Source organism: Bacillus sp. PS217, from assembly GCF_037963535.1.
GTDB lineage: Bacteria > Bacillota > Bacilli > Bacillales > Bacillaceae > Bacillus > Bacillus subtilis.
In genome coordinates, this window is sequence record NZ_CP150157.1 from 2,153,266 (window position 1) to 2,171,439 (window position 18,174).

An 18,174-nucleotide genomic window follows, 5' to 3' on the forward strand; every position below is an offset into this window, starting at 1 on the left:
CTGGTGTCTGTCTTTTGTTGTTCTATTATACAGTTCAAGTGTAAAATTACAACAAAAGAATACTGAAACATGACTCAGGAGAAGTCAAAATAGTTGCGTTTCAAAATTCTTTCTGTCTCCATGAGCTGCTGATATGTCAGGCTTTCAGGCAGTTTTTTTGTTTGAATTAAAAGCAGCTGATCCTCAATCTCTTTAACCGTGTTTTCCTCTTGATAGGTCATACCGCAGGAAGAACATACCATGGCAGGGGTGTCTGTCAGTTCTATAGCCCTCGTTCCATCAGGGAGCTCCCAGTACACCGTGTTCCTGCCGGGCACCGCTTCGAGCTCGCCGCACCATTCGCATGTTTTCATGAAGAATCCCCTCCGCATTCAGTCTCTTTCTGTTTTTTCTGCTGCGCCAAAAATTTCTTTTCTTTGAGCTGATCTCTTTTCTCACGCCGATCTTTTAATGTTTCATGCTCCGGATTTGCGATGTATGCCTCTCTCCTTTTGATTCTGTCTACATTTTCAGGTGTAAACGAAACTTCTTTGTCAGCAAAAATGGCACTCAGCCCGATCGGCTCCTTTTTGTCAGCGGTTTCAGGGAAAACGGACTCAAAATAGGCGTCTGCCTGATTGGGGATATAATTCTCTGGTTCCGGATATGACGTAATCACACCTTCAAAATTTCTTAAGATCACTTTGTCAGGACTTTGTGACAGGACATAGTTTGGCTGCAGGGCGATTTTACCTCCTCCGCCTGGTGCGTCAACGACAAAGGTAGGAACCGCATAGCCTGAGGTATGACCTCTCAGCCCTTCAATGATCTCTAAACCTTTGGAAACAGGAGCTCTGAAATGCCCGATTCCTTCTGACAGATCACATTGGTAAATATAATAAGGACGGACTCTGATTTTTACCAAGTCATGCATGAGCTTTTTCATAATTGGAACCGAATCATTAATACCTGCTAATACGACAGCCTGATTTCCGACCGGCACTCCCGCGTTCACCAGCTTTTCACATGCCTCAACGGATTCTTCTGTCATTTCGATGCTTGTGTTAAAATGGGTGTTCAGCCAGACCGGATGATATTTTTTCAATATCTCGCACAGATGATCGGTAATGCGCTGCGGAAAGACAACGGGCGCTCTTGTTCCGATTCTGATGACTTCCAGATGCGGAATGCTGCGCAGCTCTTTTAAAATATATTCTAAAATTTGGTCGTTGATGAGCAGCCCATCACCGCCTGAAATTAAACAATCTCGGATTTCAGGTGTTTCCCGGATATAAGCAATTGCATCATCAAGCTGTTTTTTGGGGACTCCCATTCCGATTTGTCCGGAAAAGCGCCTTCTTGTGCAGTAGCGGCAGTACATGGAACATTGATTCGTGACAAGAAACAGCACACGGTCGGGATAGCGGTGTGTCAGACCGGGTACCGGTGAATCTTCATCCTCATGAAGCGGGTCTTCCAGATCGTATTTTGTTTTGTGCATTTCTTCAGAAAGCGGCACAGACTGCATGCGTACCGGGCATCTCGGATTGTCGGGGTCCATTAAAGAAGCATAGTAAGGTGTAATATTTAAGGGGATCGTTTTAGTAGAAATTCTGACGCCTTCCTCTTCATCCTCAGTCAGATTGATGACTTTCTTTAAATCATCTAACGTTCTTACAGTATGTGTCAGCTGCCAAAGCCAATCGTTCCATTTCTCTTCCGGAACGTCCTTCCATAACTCGATCTCCTTCCAATGCCGTTTCGGTTTATACCATTTGTTTTTCAAACGAATTCCTCCTCGCGCATATTTTGACTTACAGTTGCTTGCACCAAATATTCATGTTTTCAAGGCCTTCGGCTATAAAGCAATTATTGATCAGCCTTCCGCCATATTGATAACCTGAATGGTACAACACAGCATTCATCCCAAAAGACGAAGCACGGGCGAGAGAAAATACATGAAAGATATCCTTTCCAGCCATTTCTTTTTCTAACGCCTCGATTAAAAAGCTTGTTAACGAATGGCCGCGATATTCCGGCAGCACAGCGCAATCGGTTATTTCTGCATGCCCAAGCTCTGGATTGATTTCTGCGCTTGCTGAGCTGATCAGGCGGTCATGATCAAGCATGATATAATACACCGTATTTGCATTCATCGTCTTTTCAATATAAGCGGGGTCAAATACCGGTGTTGGGTACGTGCGGAATACTTTTTTATACAGCATCGATAGCTGGTACATGTCGTTTGTTTCTGCTTTTCTCATCGTAAAAACGGGTGTACTGTCGTTGCGAAGACGGGGCGCTGTGCGATATATGGCTTCGATGATCTCCTGTTCCTCTGTATAAGAATCTGTTTGTCTCCGGCTTTCTGAAAGGTAACGTACCATGACACAAGCCGAATAGCCGAGATAATAGCCCTTTAGATAGCCCTCCGGCGCAAATAATTGTTTGGCAAGGATCGGCTCATCATGCTGCTTCGCATAGACAATGATTTTTTCTGCATTCTCTTCTTTTGCCGCTGCCAAGATATCCGGCAGGGCCTTCTCAATAGCTCCGTCATAACGGACCACTCTGATTCGTTTATTAAAGCCGTCATGGTCCAAAACTGCTGTGACACCGCTACTCTTTATTGACTTGAGCATCCGCATCCTCCCCATCTGTATGAAGCCCGCACCAATCCATGACAAAAAGTGCAATAATTTTAGCAGATTCTATCATGGCTTCAACCTCAATGTATTCATTGGCCTGATGAGCCGTTTTTGTTTCCCCCGGCCCGAAAACGATCACTGGTGTATCTCCTGCATGGTACAAAAGCCCTCCATCCGTTCCCCACGGGGAAGCCTCAATAATCGGCTCTGTCTGTTTCATTTTTTGATAGGCTGATTGCAGCACAGAAATTAAAGGGTGATCATCAGGTAAATCATTCGGCAGCCATTGAGCGCCAAACCATTCGACTTGTACGGGATGGCGTTTAAACCATTCGTCATGGTATTCTAAATCCTTCAGCCAGTTTTCCAATTCAAGTTTTACAGCTTCTGGTTTCTCATGGGGAGCAATTCCGCATCTCCCTTCTATAACGACACGGTCTGCAACTGAAGATGGCCAGGCACCGCCCGAGATCGTGCCGATATTCACCGGTACCGGTATTGGGATATTGTCATACAGCGGATCTGAAATTCTCGCATTGCGGACTTTCTCCAGCTCTTGTATCGCTGTGATAACGTGCATGCTTTTTTCAATCGCGCTTACCCCTTCATAGCGTGTGCCCCCATGTGCGGCTAATCCCTTCACAGTGATCCGAAACCACATCGAACCCTGCTGCTTAATAAATAGTTTCATATTCGTCGGTTCAGGAATCAACGCCCCGTCAGCACGATAGCCTCTCATGATGGCGGACAGTGTACCGGCGCCGCCGCACTCTTCATCTACAACACTCTGAAACAATACATCTCCCTTCAATTTGACATCGCAAGCGTGCAGGGCTTCTAAAGCAAAAAGAAGGGCTGTATTGCCTCCCTTCATATCCGTTGAGCCGCGGCCGTATATTTTACCGTTTTCTTCGACAGCTTGATACGGTTCATACTTCCAATCCTTTACGCTTCCTTCAGGCACAACATCGATATGGCCGTTCAAAATCAGGGACCTGCCTCCGCCGGCTCCCGTTTTTTTAGCCACGATATTCGGGCTCTCATGAAAATCGGATCGGTTAGATTTAAAGTAGGGATGCTGTTTTAATTGCTTTATACTTGGCTCCCATACATCAATGTCCATATGAAATTGCCGCAGCTTTTCAAGCACAACAGCTTGGGCGTTAAACTCTGACCCCAATGTGCTTTTTTCCCCAATCAGCCTTTTGAGAAGACGAATGGCTTTGGCCGAATGCTGATCAAGCCACCCGATTACTTTTCTTTCAATGTCTTGCATCCTCATTCCCCCTCTTAAGAAAAAGGCATATCTATTTTGATTTCAGCTTCTGTCAGCCTCGTCACCTCATCGATTGTCGAGCCATTCATCAGCTCTTTTAAAATGAAGTGATGGCTATCGACCTCAAGAACCGCTTTTTCGGTAATAATCAAATCTACACAGCCTGCAGCAGTTAATGGCAGCGTACATCTTTCTGTTAATTTAGGCCTTCCCTTTTGATCTGTATGACTCATGACGACAACCACTTTTTTCGCTTTTTGGGCAAGCTCCATCGCCCCGCCCATACCAGGCACCTTTTTTCCCGGAACAAGCCAATTTGCCAAATCTCCTGATTGGCTCACCTGCAGGGCGCCTAAAATCGTAATATCAATTTTGCCTTTTCTGATCATCGCAAAAGACATGGTTGTATCAAAATAAGACGCCCCTTTTACAGCGCGGACAGGATAGCCCGCGGCGTTGCATAAATGCGCATCCTCTTCTCCCTTTTCGGGACTTTCTCCAATGCCAAGGACACCGTTTTCCGCTTGAAACATGACCTGCATGTCAGGCGGCAAAAAGTTCGGTACCAAGGATGGGATACCGATACCGAGATTCACAATCATGCCCTGCTTAATTTCAGCAGCAGCCCGTTTTGCAATCTGTTCTCTTTCTGCTACTCCCAAGCCCATTTCCACTTCACTCCCTCGCTTCTTACAACTCCCTCAACAAAAACCCCCGGTGTGACAATCATTTCTTCAGAAATCTCACCTATCGGAACGATACGCTCAGCTTCGGCAAAGGTTCTCCTGGCGGCCATTGCCATAAGCGGATTCATATTGCGCGCGGTTTTGTCATACGTTAGATTGCCGAATTCATCTGCAATGTAAGCATTGATGAAAGCAAAATCAGCCGTCAGCGCCTCTTCAATCAAGTATCGTTTTCCCGCCACTGTTACGATGTCCTTTTTTTCGCAAACCATTTGATTATCAATGCCCACGTCGGTTAAAATACCGCCAAGCCCCGCTCCGCCGGCGCGAATCCGTTCCGCAAGCGTTCCCTGAGGTGAAAATTGAACCTCTAACGTCCCCTCTGTCATCTGTTTTCCGGCTACAGGATTGGAACCGATATGCGAGGCGATCAGGGTTTTGACCCGTTGATTAACAATAAGCGGGCCGATCCCTATATCCGGGAAACCGGCGTCATTGCAGATCACAGTTAAATCCGTTACACCGCTGTCCAATATCGCTTCAATCAATGAAGGAGGCGACCCGACTCCCCCAAAACCGCCAAACATCAGAACCGATCCATCCCGAACATCTGCAATTGCTGTGTCAATGCTGATTGCTTTTTGAAATGACGCCATTTAATGTCAATCCTTTTTTAAGTTTTTTTCGACCGCTGCAACTGTTTCTGAAAAAATAGAGATAAGCTCTTCCATTTCACCGTCTGAAATGGTAAAAGGAGGAGCAATAATGACAGCATCTCCTTCTCCACTGTCTATTCCAGCTTTGGAAGGATAAACAATCAGCCCGCGTTTTTTCGCCTCGCTGACAATAATCTGAGTTATCGTCTGCTCTTGCGGAAACACTTTCTTCGTTTTTTGGTCTGCCACAAATTCAACGCCTAATAGCAGTCCTTTTCCGCGCACATCACCTATAATGCCGCTTTGAGATGCCGCCTCATCAAGCTTTTTCTTCAGCACAGCGCCCTTTTTTTCTGATTGTTTGATCAAGCCGTGCTTTAACACATATCGCAAAACTTCAAGAGCAGCTTTGGCTGAATAGGGATGTGCACTATATGTGTGACCGCTCATAATCACACCTGACCCTTGTTTTATCGTTTCAATAATAGAATCAGATACGACGGCAGCAGCAATAGGCGCATAACCGGCACCGAGTCCCTTCCCCAGTACAGCAATATCAGGTACGGTGTCCCAATGCTCTGTCGCGAGCATCCTTCCTGTTCTCCCAAGCCCCGTCATCACTTCATCTGCAATAAAAAGCACATCGTGTGTGCGGCATACCTCACTTAATCTCTCATAATATCCCGGAGGCGGAGTAATCGCTGCTCCTGCAGCACCAATAATAGGCTCAGCCACAAAGCCGGCGATGAATTGGCTTCCGATTCTTTTGATCATAGTGTCCAGTTCATCAGCTGCAGTCTGAACAAAGTCTTCTTCTGTCTCGTGATTCAGCCGATAAATATGTGGAGCTGAGATAGCTGGATACCGTTCAATGAGATGGGTGAACCGGTATCTCCTTTCATAAAAACCAGATAATGAAAGCGCTCCCAAAGTTATTCCGTGGTAACTGCTCCATCGAGACAAAAAGATGGATTTTTGTGTTTGCTTTTTTTCCTGCCAATACTGAATGGCGATTTTCATAGCTGTTTCTATCGCTTCTGATCCGCTGTTGACAAAAAAAGACCAATTCACATCTCCGGGCAGCTCCTGTGCCAAGAGCGCGGCTAATTGCTCGGCGGGCTCACTCGTAAACTGTGAGCGGTAAGCAAAAGACACCTGATCAAGCTGTTCTTTCAGCTTCTCAGTCACATCACGAACTCCGTGGCCGATATTACATGTCACCGCTCCTGACGAGCCGTCGAGATATTTTTTTCCGGTCTGATCATAAACATATGAACCCTTCGCATAACTGACAACCGGATAGGCCGAGCTAAGCTCTGGCTTAATCAAATAACTGCTCATGCTCCCACCTCAAAACCCCTTTTACCATATTGTATGAGTGTCCAAATGGCGGCATGACGTTCCCCGCAAAAACTTTTTCACATAAAAAGAGCCTTCCTAATAGGGAAGGCTCTTTTGGAATTTCAGCATCTAGCAAATAAAAGCGGCTCCAACAATAATTAATAAAATGAACAAGACAACAATTAACACAAATGTATTTGTCCCGCAGCCAAATCCGTAACCGTACCCAGAGTATCCATACATGCTGTTTTCATCCTTTCTTATCACGATATACGGCATTTTATGCGGGCCAAGTCCCAAATGGTTTGTGCAAACGCCTATTTCATGTAAGGAAATAATGAAATACAGTATGCACCCGCTCATATTTTTTAAACGTCAGCTTTTCGTAAAACTGAGTTGCACCGTCAGTGCTTGCAGCAACTAAGTAGGCTGCTTCCATTCCTAGTGATTTGGCGATGGACAGCATTTCTTTCACTAAGATACTGCCGTAGCCCTTCCTTTGAAACTGATCTAAAATTGCCACTTCTTCGATTTTAGCCGTTTTCTCTTGATGATCGATAAACAGCTCGCCGCACCCAATGGGAACTTTCTGTGCCTGGTCGCTGTAACAAACAACAAGAATGATTATACCTGCTTCATAGAAAGGATATTTTCTTTTTAATTTTTGTTCAGCGATTGCTTCTCCAATATAAATGGAATCGTAAATTTTCATAATAGAAGATCCGTCGCTAAGACTTTTCGCCGTCCCCCATGCGGTTAAAGGATGTCCCATCTGCCCCTTCCAGTCACTAAGCTTCATGTCATATAGTAGCTCATCCTCGACGACAAAACCGCTTTTTACAAGCGACTGCTTCAAGCCGAGCGGAAAAACATGCTGCGGCGACGCTTTTAAATGGAGATAATTCGCATCAAGCAGCTTTGGTACGGAGGGTAAAAAGTTAAGTAACCGCTCCAATGGAAACGTATCATGGAGCTGAACAAAGTTATGAGAAAAAATTTGCGGAAGCTGCGGATCTCTGTATACGCTGTAATGATCAAACGATGCCGATTCAGACGTTAACAATATATATTGATGTTCCGTTTTTGAATAATGTCCTGTCATGAACGTCTCCTTTTTATGACCTATGCCTTTACTCTGTTGCAATATTCAATTTCTTTATAATCTCATCGTACACCGGATAAAACGGCTTTCCAATTGGAAATTGCTGAATATTTCGGAAAGAAGCGGAGATTGGCTTCTGATGTAAAAAAAATTTCCTTGTTACTTGTTCACTAATCGGGTGAAAGACGCCGTTTAGAAACAAAAACGGCTCGCGTTCGATGAAAAACACCCGTCGGCCAGGTGGATTTTTGATCAATTCAGATCGTTTCCACGTAATCGGCGGCCCTTCCGGAAGCATCTCCATCTCTTCTTTTCCAATTGTCACTATGTCTTTTCTTTGAAATTGATAAAATTGAAACGCATACTGGTCCACAATTCGCCTTTTTTTTCCGGCTTCGATATAAAATATTGCAGGATGGTCAGCTTCCTTTACTAAAATATAATTCGGAATGTTTAAAATTTTGCCAATCCTATATTGGAATAAATATGGGTCTGGAACAGCGACAGTCCGATTTAGATACAAAAAACCCCACTTTTCTCCAACAGGATGCCTCACACCCTGATCATAAAAATACACATTTTGATCTGAACCTTTTACAAAAGAGCCGTCAATCAAATCGGCGGGCAGAAACCGATATGCATTTTGAAATGAATCTGGGGTTTTATAGGTTGTGTCTAATACTTCATTTATCGGCAGAAATGGGGTAAAGTTGTTGAGTCTCGCCCAAAAAATTGCGTCTCCATGATTCCAATGCTTCATATCATCATCCCAGTAGCCTCCAAATTTATGGTGGATGAGATTAAGTAACGAACGGCGATGCATAACGGAGCAATGATCAACTTGAAAAGCGGCCTGATCAAGCACTGCATTGGCATTTCTGTAGAAATGTGAGATTTCCTCTCCCCTTTCGTTTACATGTACAACTTTTTGTTTTGAATAGACCGCCTGCGCTTCAGGCTTATGTGAAAACTCTTGCACCATACGGCTCAGCCGCTCAGGATGATAAACAGTGTCGTCAGTAAGATAGGAAATGTAATCGCCGTCTGCAAATGGGAGCGCACTGTTAATTAATGTGGCATAACGGGCTGTTTTTAATCGATCTGCAGGATGCACGAAACTGTTATGATATTGAATGCGCCGGTCATGGAGATACTTGTGAATCACCGCAGTTGTTTCTGCATTCGAATGATCATCCATGATAAAAAGCTCCCAAAGATCATGCGTTTGCTGTATCACGCTTTCGATCGCTTTTTGCAAATAATCGGGTTTGTTGTAACTTGTTAAAATAATAGACACTTTCTCTCCCATCTATACCGCCTCCCGCCGTCAAACATAAAAACGGCTCCGCAGCAAGCAGAGCCTCTGTCATCATTTAAAAAGCACCCCAGCTTACAACACTTGAGAGTGAAACATGAGATCTCGTGTTATTTAACGGGTTTTGGAAAATAACCAAATCAGTCAGAACTTCTTTTACGATGACATTTTGAAGTGTATCTCCGTTGATCAAATTGACTTTTGAAACCGGTACGCCCAGCTCTTTTGCAAAAACAAGCTGGCGTCTGAGGTCAGATGGATTTCCTTCAGAAGACGATTGACGTATAAGCAGAATCAGCAAAAGCAAAATAAAATGCAGATCATCTTGGTTTTCTTCTCGATCCACTTGTTTCTCTAAATCCAAATCATCCCTCTCCCTTATCATTATCTCTGTTTCACAATATGTGCGACTTCGATTTATGGTATAGGCTATGTCCACTCCATTAAAAAATCAGCATTTTCCTTAAATAGATGAAAAATAGATCAGGTACGGCGTTCGACTCATACCAAATAACAGCCGGAAGAATATGAATAACGTGAGTTCACTATCGAATAGGAGGTGTGTGTAATGAGCTCTGAAAATGCACAGTTAAAAAAGGATTTAATTAAAGCCGTTTTAAGCCCTTTATTTCCAACTGCAACAGAAGGAGGAGAAAATATGGATAGTAATCTTAAAGCCTTGCTTGATGCTGCCATCGATCAAAAAGTAGATGAAAGTGAAACGGTTACGGCAGAATCTCTTTTAGACCCTTCTCTTCCGGCAAGATGGATTTTTGCCAGAATTACGCCAGGCACTACAATCAGCATTGTGACTGATTCAGGTGACATGATCGGACCGGTTGTTTTCGTTGCTTTCGATCAGGTTCACGGTATCGTCTTTGTAACACAGGAAAGCTCCGTCACTCCGGCAGGCCAAGCTACAACATTAATTGATGTAGACAAAGTAGAAAGCGTTACGTTCTTTTCATAACATCCGATGAAAGTCTTGTATATCCAGTCGGGATACGGAGGAATATACAGTTATTTTGATCGCTGGGCTGAAGAATGTTTTCAGAACACTCATACAGAGTATATGATTGCAGATAAACCTGAAGCAGAATCTTTGATGAAGATCGAAGCGTTTCAGCCGGACTTCACACTTATGATGGTTGGAGACCGCGTTCCTCACGACTGGCTGACCTGGTTAAAGGGTAAGGATATCCCCGTGTATGTTTGGCTGACCGAAGACCCATTTTATATGGATATCAGCCTTCAGGTAATTAAGCTTGCTGACGCCATATTAACGATAGAACAAAATGCAGCTCTCTACTATCAAGAGCTCGGCTACCAGAACGTCTATTATGTTCCGATACCAGTTAACCATCGGCTGTTTAAAAAAATGGGCACCGAACATTCCTATCATTCAAATCTGTTAATCATCGGCTATCCTTACCCTAATCGGGTTCAGCTTATGAAAGAAGCGGTCCATCTGCCATTCACGGTTCGGGTAATCGGCAAGGAATGGGGAAAATATCTGCCTAAAAAAGTGCTCAAACAGCCGCATATTGATGTCGTCAGCACATGGGTTCCACCCGAACAGGCCGTTCATTATTATAATGGGGCAGACATCGTAATTAATGCGCATCGTCCCTATCATTTTGCTTTCAACCAAAATACTATGCGCATCAAAAATGCCAGTTTTAATAACCGAACGTTTGATATCGCTGCATGCGAAGCATTTCAATTAACAGATTTACCCGCGGCACATCCTTTTTCATCCTTTATTTCTTATCACGGCATGAACGACTTTAAGGAAAAAGCCGCTTTCTATATCTACCACCCTGAAGAACGGCAAAAAGCTGCAGCAGCCAATTATAAAGAGACCGTACCCGCATTTACGTTTGATGAGCTTCCTGCAAAACTAAAAGCGATTCATCTGGCGCTTTCTTGAAAAATCGTTCATTGCTATGAACGATTTTTTTATTCATAGAAAAAAGCAGCTGCACAAGCTGCTTTCTATTCTAGCCGTCAGAACGGTCTTTCAGCTTCCTCGGATTTACCTGTTTATGAAGATCAGGCATTTCGCCGAGATGCTGTGCAATTTGTTCCCACGATACAATTTTGAAATTTTGATTGACGGCTTGTCCGTTATCGATATTTTCGCCATCCTGCGCCACAAAAATCCCGTACGGATATTTTGGGCCAAGTCCGAAACCGAGAACATCAATACCATCCGTGTCACTAGTACCGTCTATCTTCTCGCCATCTGTAATCTCAAAGTTGGCTACATAGCGATTTTTCCCCTGCCGTTCATACATTGCATAGCTGTTATTTCCTTGACTTGAAGCCATAAGATATCCTTTGCCATTTGGTGCATAATAGATTGTCAGTCCTTCAATATCAGCTGTCAAATGATCTCCTGTCGCACGGTCAACAACCTGCCCCTTTGATCCTCCGCCGGGCTCAGCGTTAAATTTCCAGATGGCCTCATCTTCCTCTGCTATGTATAGGTTTCCGTACTCATCATCCGCAACAAGGCCTTCGGTCTGAGAATTCAACTTAAATTCACGCACCTTTTTCCCTGTTACATAACCCTTTCCACCATCAACAATTTCATACTGCTCAAATTCCCCTTGTTTGCCTGTCACTAATGCGTAAAATGCTCCTGTTTTCTGGCTGTGATACAGGCCGAATCCATAAACCTCAGAAATATTGGTGGAAATAGGATGTTTTGGATCTGTAATGCTTTTCAATTTTCCTTTATCCCCGTCTATTGCATATACTTCAATTGTATTTTTTCCTTCGGACCGGTTGGATGCGGCAGCAATATCAATTTTTTCGCCATTCAATGGAAAATCATAGCGCAGATCGACATTATTGAGCTTGCCAAACTCATAAGAATGAAGCTGTTTTCCGTCTAAATCATACACGACGAGCCCCGACTTCTTATTTGTCGTAATCAGCTTGCTTTTTTCCGGGTGTTTTTCATGAACCCAAATGGCCGGGTCATCTGCTGCGTCATCGCCAGATGCGACCGGATCTGTCTCCGTGTGTGCAGTCACTTTGAAATGATGTTCCTCATTCACATAATGAGCCGACACAGAGGTTGCTGTCAGGCTAAGCAATAAACCCGCGGCAGTGCTTAGCAGCATTGTTTTTGAAACCTTCATTTGGTACCCTCCTCTTTTATCACTATCACTACTATTGTAAAATATATACAGGTGATTACCGTGAGGAAAATGAACCTTTTTTTATAGGGTTTCTGACTCATAAACAACTTTTCCCCAAAGAGGTACATGGACTTTGCCAGATTTCCTTTTGCGGAGCGAAATAAAAATATGTTGAATATTTAGTACATTGTTTATTTAGTTTTGTTGTTCCCTAGTTACGTCCGTTTTTCCATTTTCTATTAAAAAAGAACACTTTGTGACATGATCATTCCCCTAAATTTTGTTTTATTGGTTGCTTTCATTAATTCGATTACAAAGTTGAACATATGATGCATGGTAGAGAAACGAGAGTTGGAGGATAAGCCATGCCTAAACAGCAAACAGCAGAACTAAAACCATTTTTCCATAACAAAACAGTTTTAGTCACTGGCGGAACGGGTTCAATCGGGAGTCAAATTGTCAAACGCCTTTTGCTGCTTACACCTAAACAGGTGATTGTATTCAGCAAAGACGACAGTAAACAGTATGTCATGAGCCAAAAGTATGCGGAGGATAAGCGGCTATTATTTGTACTTGGAGATGTACGCGATCACAGAAGGGTGAATCAGGTGATGAAAGGCGTCGATATCGTCTTTCACGCGGCTGCGCTGAAACAGGTTCCGACATGTGAGGACCATCCATTTGAAGCGATCCAGACCAATCTCATCGGCGGACAAAATGTGGTGGAAGCTGCCCTTTCACACCGAGTGCAGCATGTCATTAATATCAGTACAGATAAAGCTGTATCTCCTGTGAACACAATGGGTGCCACCAAGCTGTTATCTGAAAAGCTGTTTCATCAAGCAAACCGCCACGTCCAAAACAAAGGAACCTTGTTTTGTTCGGTCCGCTTTGGAAATGTTCTCGGTTCCAGAGGTTCGGTCATCCCCATATTATTTGAACAGATGATGGAGGGTGAACCCCTGACCATCACAGACAAAAACATGACCAGATTTTTCATGTCAATAGACGATGCAGCTACATTGACATTACAATCGGCTGCTATTACAAAAGGCGGAGAAACCTTTATTTTCAAAATGGAATCACTGAAACTTGAAGAACTGATTCATGGGTTTGAAGAATATGCATCGCAGCACGGGCTCCCGCGGCCGGCTGCAGTAGAAGTGGGCAAGCGTCCAGGTGAAAAGCTTCACGAAGAATTAACATCTCCACATGAAATTGAATCACTGTATGAATGGGGCAACCTTTATGCGATCCTTCCAGAGCCGGAAAAACATCCTGACTTTCGCAAAGTCAATCTGCCTGGGTATCAATCAGATCAAGCCCCGCTCATTACGAAAGAAAGAATTGCTCAGATTATTGAAGAATTGCATCAAGAGAAAAAGGCATAAAAACAAGCCTGTCTATCCATTAGGCAGGCCTGTTTTTAACACTTTATTTATTAAAGAGATGCAGATAGCTTTCGTATCCTTCTTCTTTTAGCTTATGCTTCGGAACAAACCGCAGCGCTGCTGAATTTATGCAGTAACGAAGTCCGTTTGGACCAGGTCCGTCATTAAATACGTGGCCAAGATGAGAATCAGCAGTTCGGCTTCTTACTTCTGTGCGAATCATGCCGTGGCTCGTGTCCAGTTTTTCTTCCACTTCTTCTTCTTCAATCGGCTTTGTAAAGCTTGGCCAGCCGCAGTGGGAATCAAATTTATCCTTGGATGTAAACAATGGCTTGCCTGACACAATGTCTACATACAACCCTTCTTCCTTATGATCCCAATATTCATTTTGAAATGGCGGCTCCGTGCCGTTATTTTGCGTTACTTCATATTGCATGCGATTTAATGACTTCAATTTTTCTTCTTTATTGTACGCCATTTATTTAGCCCCCCAATGCTCGCTGATAAATCCCGCTCGTCCGGAACCTGTCCGGTAGCGCTGATAATGTGCTGGATTCTTTTTATAAAAATGCTGATGGTAGCCTTCCGCTTCATAGAAAGGTTCAGCTTTTAAAATGTCCGTTACAATCGGATCTTTAAAGATGCCGCTTTCCGCCAGACGTTGCTTGGAAGCTTCCGCAAGCTCCTTTTGTTTTTCATTATGATAAAAAATGGCTGCGCGATAGGAACTGCCGCGATCAGCAAACTGCCCCCCGGCATCTGTCGGATCGATTTGCTGCCAAAATAATTCAAGCAGTTTTTCATAAGGGAATACATCAGGATTAAACGTGATTTGAACGGCTTCACGATGTCCCGTCGTTTCACTGCACACCTCTTCATACGTAGGGTTTTCAGTATGGCCGCCTGTATACCCGGACACCACTTTTTCAATTCCCGGCTGTTCGTCAAAAGGTTTAACCATACACCAAAAACAGCCTCCTGCAAATGTGGCGATTTCTTTTTTTTCAGACATACTGGTGCCTCCTTTGTTAATACGTGGTATTATTATATTATAGCATGTAAAAATAGAATGAAAATGATTCTGCTTTTCAATAAAATCTATAGGTTTTAAGCAATATGCTTATGTAATGGAGGTTCACAAATTTGAAAGTAAGAACACAGATGATGTACGATATGGAAACTTTACTCCGTAAAGTCTTTAAACAAATACGCAATGAAATCAATGAAATTTTAGATAAAGAGCTGTCGCGGAATGAATTCACCATTCTTCGGATCCTCAGTGAACAAGGACCTAAAAAAGTCACTGAATTTGCGCCTATTTTAGAGGTATCGGCAAGCCACATTACGGCTGTGACCGATGCGCTGGTAGAAAAGGAATGGATTACGAGAATCAGATCGAAGGAAGACAGACGCATCATCCGCATTCATATCACTGAAGCGGGCGAAAAAGTCCTTCAGCACTTTAACGAGAAAAAAACGGAATATTTCTTTAAACGCTTTGACTGCTACACTGATGCTGAACTTGCCACGTTAATCGAGCTCTTCAGCAAACTTGATAAAAAACGGTGAAAAAAAGCACATACCGATATATAGGTATGTGCTTTTCGCAGTGCTTCACTTATTTTTCAGTAAACAGCTTCATTGCTTTCCAGCGGCCATATCTATAATACAAAAATGCCGCGCAGCTGCTAAATAAAAAACTCATTCCGATTCCAAGCCCGATTCCTTTTTGTCCAAGCCAAGCTGAAAATAGAGCTGTGAAAGGGTATCTCAACACCCAAAACGAGATCAAATTTAATACCAGAACCTGCAGCATCGCTCCCGCGGCCCTGACGATTCCGTTCAGCACAAAATTAATCCCAATAAAAGGGTAGAAAAACGCGATCCACTTCAAATATTGTTCACCAAATGCGACCGCATCGGGCTCACTGATAAATAACCTTATGAGATATTTACCAAATACCCAAATCATAACCGCAATCACCAGCATGCAGGAAATAACAGCCATCACACCCAGCCTTGCAATCGTTCCCACTCTTTTTTCGTTTCCAATTCCAATATTTTGCCCTGCCATACTGTTGACGGCTGTACCGGCAGCCATTGCTGGAAGCGTGATGATGCTATCGAGCCGCTGCACCGCGCCAAAGCCTGATACCACGTGATCCCCGTATGAGTTGACAACACTCATAATCGCCATCATACCGCCTGTAATCACCATCATCTGCAGACCTGCCGGAATCCCGAGTTTCAAAATCAGCGCGGACTCTTCCCACTTGGGCATTCTCGGAATTGAGAATGGCACAAGCTTGTGTTTGATGACATAAAACAACCCATACACAAACGCAATGCCCTGTGACAAAATCGTTGAATAAGCCGCTCCCGCTATTCCCATGCGGAACACAGAAATAAAGAGCGGTGCAAGCACTGTATTCAGTACAACAGCAAACGCAATAAACCGGAGAGGTGTCTTGCTGTCGCCCAGCGCACGAAGCACAGTACTGATAAAGTTATAACCAAACAAAAATAAAATGCCGATAAATTGAATCTGTAAATACGTCTCAGCAAGCGGAATCATTGACTCCGGCGTTTTTAGAAGACGCAGCAAAAGCTCTGAGAGAAAAAAACCGGCAACGCCGAATCCGATGCTTAGGCCTGTTAATAAAACAACAAAAGCGTTAATATACGACGCCATTCCTTTTACATCATCTTTTCCTTTTTGCTGAGATAAAATGGTTAACGTCGCATTGTTAAGACCCAAAATAAAAGACAGCACGGTCAAAACAATCGTGCTTGATACCGCGGCTGCCCCAAGGGCCTTTGCCCCCAGTAAATTGCCGATCCACAAGCTGTCTATAAATTGAAAGGAAACCTGCAATGCGTTTCCGAGCATAATAGGCATTGAAAACAGTACAAGCTGTTTCAGCACGTTCCCCTGTGTAAAATCGTATGCTTTCATCTTTTCTCCTTGTGTTCTCAAATTTTCTTCGGACCGCACGAAAAAAGAGACGTTGTTTCATGTCTCTTTTTTCATGACTTATCGGTTTTTTTTCGGTCTCGCATACCGAATGTAAACACCATCACACTTAGGAACAAGGCACAATAGGAAATATTCAAATACATTTGATCCATGTCTTCAGCAGTCAGATGATGATAAGCAAGCCAGCCGAAGTACAGGGAAAATGTAAAAGATAATAAACTGAAATACTGGTAAATCCGTTTCATTTTCAGTCACCTCTATTGTTTGGGATGGTAATAGGAAAACTCAATTTCATCTTTTTCTAAATTTATCTTATCCGCTTTGACATACATTCCATTCGTTAAAGGCATTTCTGACAAACGCACTTCAATGCTTTTATCTCCGGGGTGAACATGGACAAATGACGGCAATTCATAAAAGCTGTCCATATAATTTAACACAAAGCTAATTGGTATACTCAATTTCCCTAACGAAAATTTCGTGACATTCAGCTCTACATCACCGTTTTTTTTCACGGTCGGCTCAAAAGCGATAAACGCATCAATAGACGTGGAAAATGCCTTGATTTTCCCTGCGACATGAACATCATCATCAATCTCTACTTTATAATCAAGCTTGTTTGATGCTTTGTCGTTTAAATATGAGTTAACAAACGCAGCTAATGATTCTTTTGTGCTTGTCACTTGAAATCCATACTCGCTCTCAGATGAATCCTTCACCTGAGCCTGTTCCCCCGGGAGCAAAACAAGTGCCACAAACCCGGCGGCGAGGATAAAATTGATTGCAAGCAATATAAAAAACAGTCGCTTCCACTTATTCATGCTGTCACCCTACTCTTTCGGTAATCCTTCTTTTTTAATGGCTTGATAGACGCGCTTTGCGATAAGAGAATAACCCGTACCATTAGGATGAAAATCATCTTCCTCGGAAATTCGGCTGCTGTCACTTTTTTGATTGAACAAATCTTCGATATGAACGATTTTTGCATGTTTATCTTTTTTCAGCTCTTTTTCAGCAATATGGTTCCAATCCGTGACGACACCATTTATTTCATTTAGTTCTGATAACGTAAACGTAAACGGATTGTACATGCTGACATAAATCAGCTCAGCGTGATCATTCAGCTCGCGAATTTCAGAAATGATTTTTTCAAAGCGCTTTTCGTACGGTTTTTCCGCTTCCTGAAACGGTTCAACGGTTAATTGCAGAAAGTTTTGGCGAAGGATTTTCATCAAATCATTACCGCCAATTGTAAAAAAGACATAATCTGCGTCCTTTATGCCTTTTTGAACCTTTTTATCTTTTAGTTTTTCTAATAAATCATCCGAACGGTTCCCTTTTACGGCATAATTTTTCACGTCGACCGTTTTGACTTGTTTATCTGACCGGATAGAATCCGCCACCTTGCCGACATATCCCTTTCCGTCGGGATCTCCGACTCCTTCTGTCAGCGAATCTCCGACAGCCGCTATGACAATGTGTTCTTTTGTTTTCGTTTCATGGGCTTTTTGTTTTCCCTCAGATGATGTACGTATGCTCGTACACGCAGTAAGAAGCAAAATCAAACTGGCCATGATTGAAAAAATGCGCAGCTTCAATCTTGTTGCTCCTTCCCATTCTACTAGTGGAAAGTGTATCATGTTTTAGAAGATTT

The 18,174-nt window shown here is 43.2% G+C and carries 23 protein-coding genes; 4 read left to right on the top strand and 19 right to left on the bottom strand.

From position 1 onward, the window contains the following. Positions 1–74: 74 nt before the first annotated feature. The 12 genes from NSQ83_RS10850 to cgeC all read right to left on the bottom strand — a co-directional run bounded on the left by NSQ83_RS10850 (position 75) and on the right by cgeC (position 9,367). Positions 75–353 (bottom strand): YokU family protein, encoded by a 279-nt coding sequence (locus NSQ83_RS10850; protein WP_004399539.1) that lies wholly within the window; start codon positions 351–353, stop codon positions 75–77. Further along, positions 350–1,765: a lysine 2,3-aminomutase gene (gene ablA / locus NSQ83_RS10855; protein ID WP_160221644.1), complete on the bottom strand. Its 1,416-nt coding sequence runs from the start codon at positions 1,763–1,765 to the stop codon at positions 350–352. Before ablA ends, NSQ83_RS10850 begins: the two co-directional genes overlap by 4 nt. A gap of 28 nt (positions 1,766–1,793) precedes the next feature. Beyond that, positions 1,794–2,621 (bottom strand): putative beta-lysine N-acetyltransferase, encoded by an 828-nt coding sequence (gene ablB / locus NSQ83_RS10860; protein WP_041054607.1) that lies wholly within the window; start codon positions 2,619–2,621, stop codon positions 1,794–1,796. Further along, positions 2,599–3,909, bottom strand: a complete 1,311-nt coding sequence (locus tag NSQ83_RS10865; RefSeq protein ID WP_080316919.1) for a peptidase — start codon at positions 3,907–3,909, stop codon at positions 2,599–2,601. Before NSQ83_RS10865 ends, ablB begins: the two co-directional genes overlap by 23 nt. Positions 3,910–3,917: 8 nt before the next feature. Then, positions 3,918–4,571, bottom strand: coding sequence for a 3-oxoacid CoA-transferase subunit B (locus NSQ83_RS10870; RefSeq protein ID WP_015251878.1), 654 nt, complete (start codon positions 4,569–4,571; stop codon positions 3,918–3,920). After that, positions 4,556–5,245, bottom strand: a complete 690-nt coding sequence (locus NSQ83_RS10875; RefSeq protein WP_029726808.1) for a CoA transferase subunit A — start codon at positions 5,243–5,245, stop codon at positions 4,556–4,558. Before NSQ83_RS10875 ends, NSQ83_RS10870 begins: the two co-directional genes overlap by 16 nt. A gap of 6 nt (positions 5,246–5,251) precedes the next feature. Further along, positions 5,252–6,586 (bottom strand): aspartate aminotransferase family protein, encoded by a 1,335-nt coding sequence (locus NSQ83_RS10880; RefSeq protein ID WP_029726807.1) that lies wholly within the window; start codon positions 6,584–6,586, stop codon positions 5,252–5,254. Next, entirely contained in the window at positions 6,567–6,722 is a 156-nt protein-coding gene (locus tag NSQ83_RS10885) for a hypothetical protein (protein ID WP_015714119.1), read from the bottom strand. Before NSQ83_RS10885 ends, NSQ83_RS10880 begins: the two co-directional genes overlap by 20 nt. Beyond that, positions 6,716–6,829, bottom strand: a complete 114-nt coding sequence (gene yoyG / locus NSQ83_RS10890; protein ID WP_003218179.1) for a YhzE/YjcZ family sporulation protein YoyG — start codon at positions 6,827–6,829, stop codon at positions 6,716–6,718. The genes NSQ83_RS10885 and yoyG overlap by 7 nt, the downstream gene beginning before the upstream one ends. Before the next feature lie 79 nt (positions 6,830–6,908). Then, complete coding sequence (gene cgeE / locus NSQ83_RS10895; protein ID WP_015383898.1) at positions 6,909–7,688, bottom strand: spore maturation N-acetyltransferase CgeE; 780 nt, start codon at positions 7,686–7,688, stop codon at positions 6,909–6,911. A 28-nt stretch (positions 7,689–7,716) separates the two neighbouring features. Then, complete coding sequence (gene cgeD / locus NSQ83_RS10900) at positions 7,717–8,997, bottom strand: spore maturation glycosyltransferase CgeD (RefSeq protein WP_128480798.1); 1,281 nt, start codon at positions 8,995–8,997, stop codon at positions 7,717–7,719. A gap of 64 nt (positions 8,998–9,061) precedes the next feature. Beyond that, complete coding sequence (gene cgeC, locus NSQ83_RS10905) at positions 9,062–9,367, bottom strand: spore maturation protein CgeC (RefSeq protein ID WP_003230826.1); 306 nt, start codon at positions 9,365–9,367, stop codon at positions 9,062–9,064. A gap of 204 nt (positions 9,368–9,571) precedes the next feature. Here cgeC and cgeA point away from each other — a divergent pair, with 204 nt between their 5' ends. Together cgeA and cgeB are read left to right on the top strand one after the other, a co-directional pair. Then, positions 9,572–9,973, top strand: coding sequence for a spore crust protein CgeA (cgeA, locus tag NSQ83_RS10910; protein WP_015251873.1), 402 nt, complete (start codon positions 9,572–9,574; stop codon positions 9,971–9,973). A 6-nt stretch (positions 9,974–9,979) separates the two neighbouring features. Next, entirely contained in the window at positions 9,980–10,933 is a 954-nt protein-coding gene (gene cgeB, locus NSQ83_RS10915; protein ID WP_041336460.1) for a spore maturation protein CgeB, read from the top strand. 70 nt (positions 10,934–11,003) lie between these two features. Here cgeB and NSQ83_RS10920 read toward each other — a convergent pair whose 3' ends face one another. Further along, positions 11,004–12,152: a phytase gene (locus tag NSQ83_RS10920; RefSeq protein WP_015483350.1), complete on the bottom strand. Its 1,149-nt coding sequence runs from the start codon at positions 12,150–12,152 to the stop codon at positions 11,004–11,006. A gap of 365 nt (positions 12,153–12,517) precedes the next feature. Here NSQ83_RS10920 and NSQ83_RS10925 point away from each other — a divergent pair, with 365 nt between their 5' ends. Further along, positions 12,518–13,543 (top strand): nucleoside-diphosphate sugar epimerase/dehydratase, encoded by a 1,026-nt coding sequence (locus NSQ83_RS10925; RefSeq protein WP_014477115.1) that lies wholly within the window; start codon positions 12,518–12,520, stop codon positions 13,541–13,543. Between the two features lie 43 nt (positions 13,544–13,586). On the opposite strand, the gene msrB is transcribed toward NSQ83_RS10925, so the two are convergent. Continuing rightward, the gene (gene msrB / locus NSQ83_RS10930; protein WP_024572009.1) at positions 13,587–14,021 is read right to left on the bottom strand and encodes a peptide-methionine (R)-S-oxide reductase MsrB; all 435 of its coding nucleotides are present in this window, start codon (positions 14,019–14,021) and stop codon (positions 13,587–13,589) included. Continuing rightward, positions 14,022–14,555, bottom strand: coding sequence for a peptide-methionine (S)-S-oxide reductase MsrA (msrA, locus tag NSQ83_RS10935; protein WP_042976318.1), 534 nt, complete (start codon positions 14,553–14,555; stop codon positions 14,022–14,024). A gap of 131 nt (positions 14,556–14,686) precedes the next feature. Here msrA and NSQ83_RS10940 point away from each other — a divergent pair, with 131 nt between their 5' ends. Continuing rightward, on the top strand, positions 14,687–15,112 hold the full coding sequence (locus NSQ83_RS10940) for a MarR family transcriptional regulator (RefSeq protein ID WP_004398634.1): 426 nt from the start codon (positions 14,687–14,689) through the stop codon (positions 15,110–15,112). A gap of 49 nt (positions 15,113–15,161) precedes the next feature. Here NSQ83_RS10940 and NSQ83_RS10945 read toward each other — a convergent pair whose 3' ends face one another. The 4 genes from NSQ83_RS10945 to NSQ83_RS10960 all read right to left on the bottom strand — a co-directional run bounded on the left by NSQ83_RS10945 (position 15,162) and on the right by NSQ83_RS10960 (position 18,118). Continuing rightward, entirely contained in the window at positions 15,162–16,499 is a 1,338-nt protein-coding gene (locus NSQ83_RS10945; RefSeq protein ID WP_198878678.1) for an MATE family efflux transporter, read from the bottom strand. A 71-nt stretch (positions 16,500–16,570) separates the two neighbouring features. Beyond that, positions 16,571–16,765: a protein YpmT gene (ypmT, locus tag NSQ83_RS10950; RefSeq protein WP_198878677.1), complete on the bottom strand. Its 195-nt coding sequence runs from the start codon at positions 16,763–16,765 to the stop codon at positions 16,571–16,573. Positions 16,766–16,777: 12 nt separating this feature from the next. Further along, complete coding sequence (locus NSQ83_RS10955; protein WP_015251867.1) at positions 16,778–17,341, bottom strand: YpmS family protein; 564 nt, start codon at positions 17,339–17,341, stop codon at positions 16,778–16,780. 9 nt (positions 17,342–17,350) lie between these two features. After that, on the bottom strand, positions 17,351–18,118 hold the full coding sequence (locus NSQ83_RS10960; RefSeq protein WP_003245956.1) for an SGNH/GDSL hydrolase family protein: 768 nt from the start codon (positions 18,116–18,118) through the stop codon (positions 17,351–17,353). Between the last annotated feature and the right edge of the window lie 56 nt (positions 18,119–18,174).

What these genes read in the sequence shown, in the direction of transcription:
- ablB (WP_041054607.1), bottom strand. Translation starts at nt 2,621, where the DNA reads ATGCTCAAGTCAATAAAGAGTAGCGGTGTCACAGCAGTTTTGGACCAT.
- NSQ83_RS10925 (WP_014477115.1), top strand. Translation starts at nt 12,518, where the DNA reads ATGCCTAAACAGCAAACAGCAGAACTAAAACCATTTTTCCATAACAAA.
- yoyG (WP_003218179.1), bottom strand. Translation starts at nt 6,829, where the DNA reads ATGTATGGATACTCTGGGTACGGTTACGGATTTGGCTGCGGGACAAAT.
- msrB (WP_024572009.1), bottom strand. Translation starts at nt 14,021, where the DNA reads ATGGCGTACAATAAAGAAGAAAAATTGAAGTCATTAAATCGCATGCAA.
- NSQ83_RS10875 (WP_029726808.1), bottom strand. Translation starts at nt 5,245, where the DNA reads ATGGCGTCATTTCAAAAAGCAATCAGCATTGACACAGCAATTGCAGAT.
- cgeD (WP_128480798.1), bottom strand. Translation starts at nt 8,997, where the DNA reads ATGGGAGAGAAAGTGTCTATTATTTTAACAAGTTACAACAAACCCGAT.
- NSQ83_RS10920 (WP_015483350.1), bottom strand. Translation starts at nt 12,152, where the DNA reads ATGAAGGTTTCAAAAACAATGCTGCTAAGCACTGCCGCGGGTTTATTG.
- NSQ83_RS10850 (WP_004399539.1), bottom strand. Translation starts at nt 353, where the DNA reads ATGAAAACATGCGAATGGTGCGGCGAGCTCGAAGCGGTGCCCGGCAGG.
- ypmT (WP_198878677.1), bottom strand. Translation starts at nt 16,765, where the DNA reads ATGAAACGGATTTACCAGTATTTCAGTTTATTATCTTTTACATTTTCC.
- cgeE (WP_015383898.1), bottom strand. Translation starts at nt 7,688, where the DNA reads ATGACAGGACATTATTCAAAAACGGAACATCAATATATATTGTTAACG.
- NSQ83_RS10865 (WP_080316919.1), bottom strand. Translation starts at nt 3,909, where the DNA reads ATGAGGATGCAAGACATTGAAAGAAAAGTAATCGGGTGGCTTGATCAG.
- cgeA (WP_015251873.1), top strand. Translation starts at nt 9,572, where the DNA reads ATGAGCTCTGAAAATGCACAGTTAAAAAAGGATTTAATTAAAGCCGTT.
- NSQ83_RS10870 (WP_015251878.1), bottom strand. Translation starts at nt 4,571, where the DNA reads ATGGGCTTGGGAGTAGCAGAAAGAGAACAGATTGCAAAACGGGCTGCT.
- NSQ83_RS10945 (WP_198878678.1), bottom strand. Translation starts at nt 16,499, where the DNA reads ATGAAAGCATACGATTTTACACAGGGGAACGTGCTGAAACAGCTTGTA.
- NSQ83_RS10955 (WP_015251867.1), bottom strand. Translation starts at nt 17,341, where the DNA reads ATGAATAAGTGGAAGCGACTGTTTTTTATATTGCTTGCAATCAATTTT.
- cgeB (WP_041336460.1), top strand. Translation starts at nt 9,980, where the DNA reads ATGAAAGTCTTGTATATCCAGTCGGGATACGGAGGAATATACAGTTAT.
- NSQ83_RS10880 (WP_029726807.1), bottom strand. Translation starts at nt 6,586, where the DNA reads ATGAGCAGTTATTTGATTAAGCCAGAGCTTAGCTCGGCCTATCCGGTT.
- msrA (WP_042976318.1), bottom strand. Translation starts at nt 14,555, where the DNA reads ATGTCTGAAAAAAAAGAAATCGCCACATTTGCAGGAGGCTGTTTTTGG.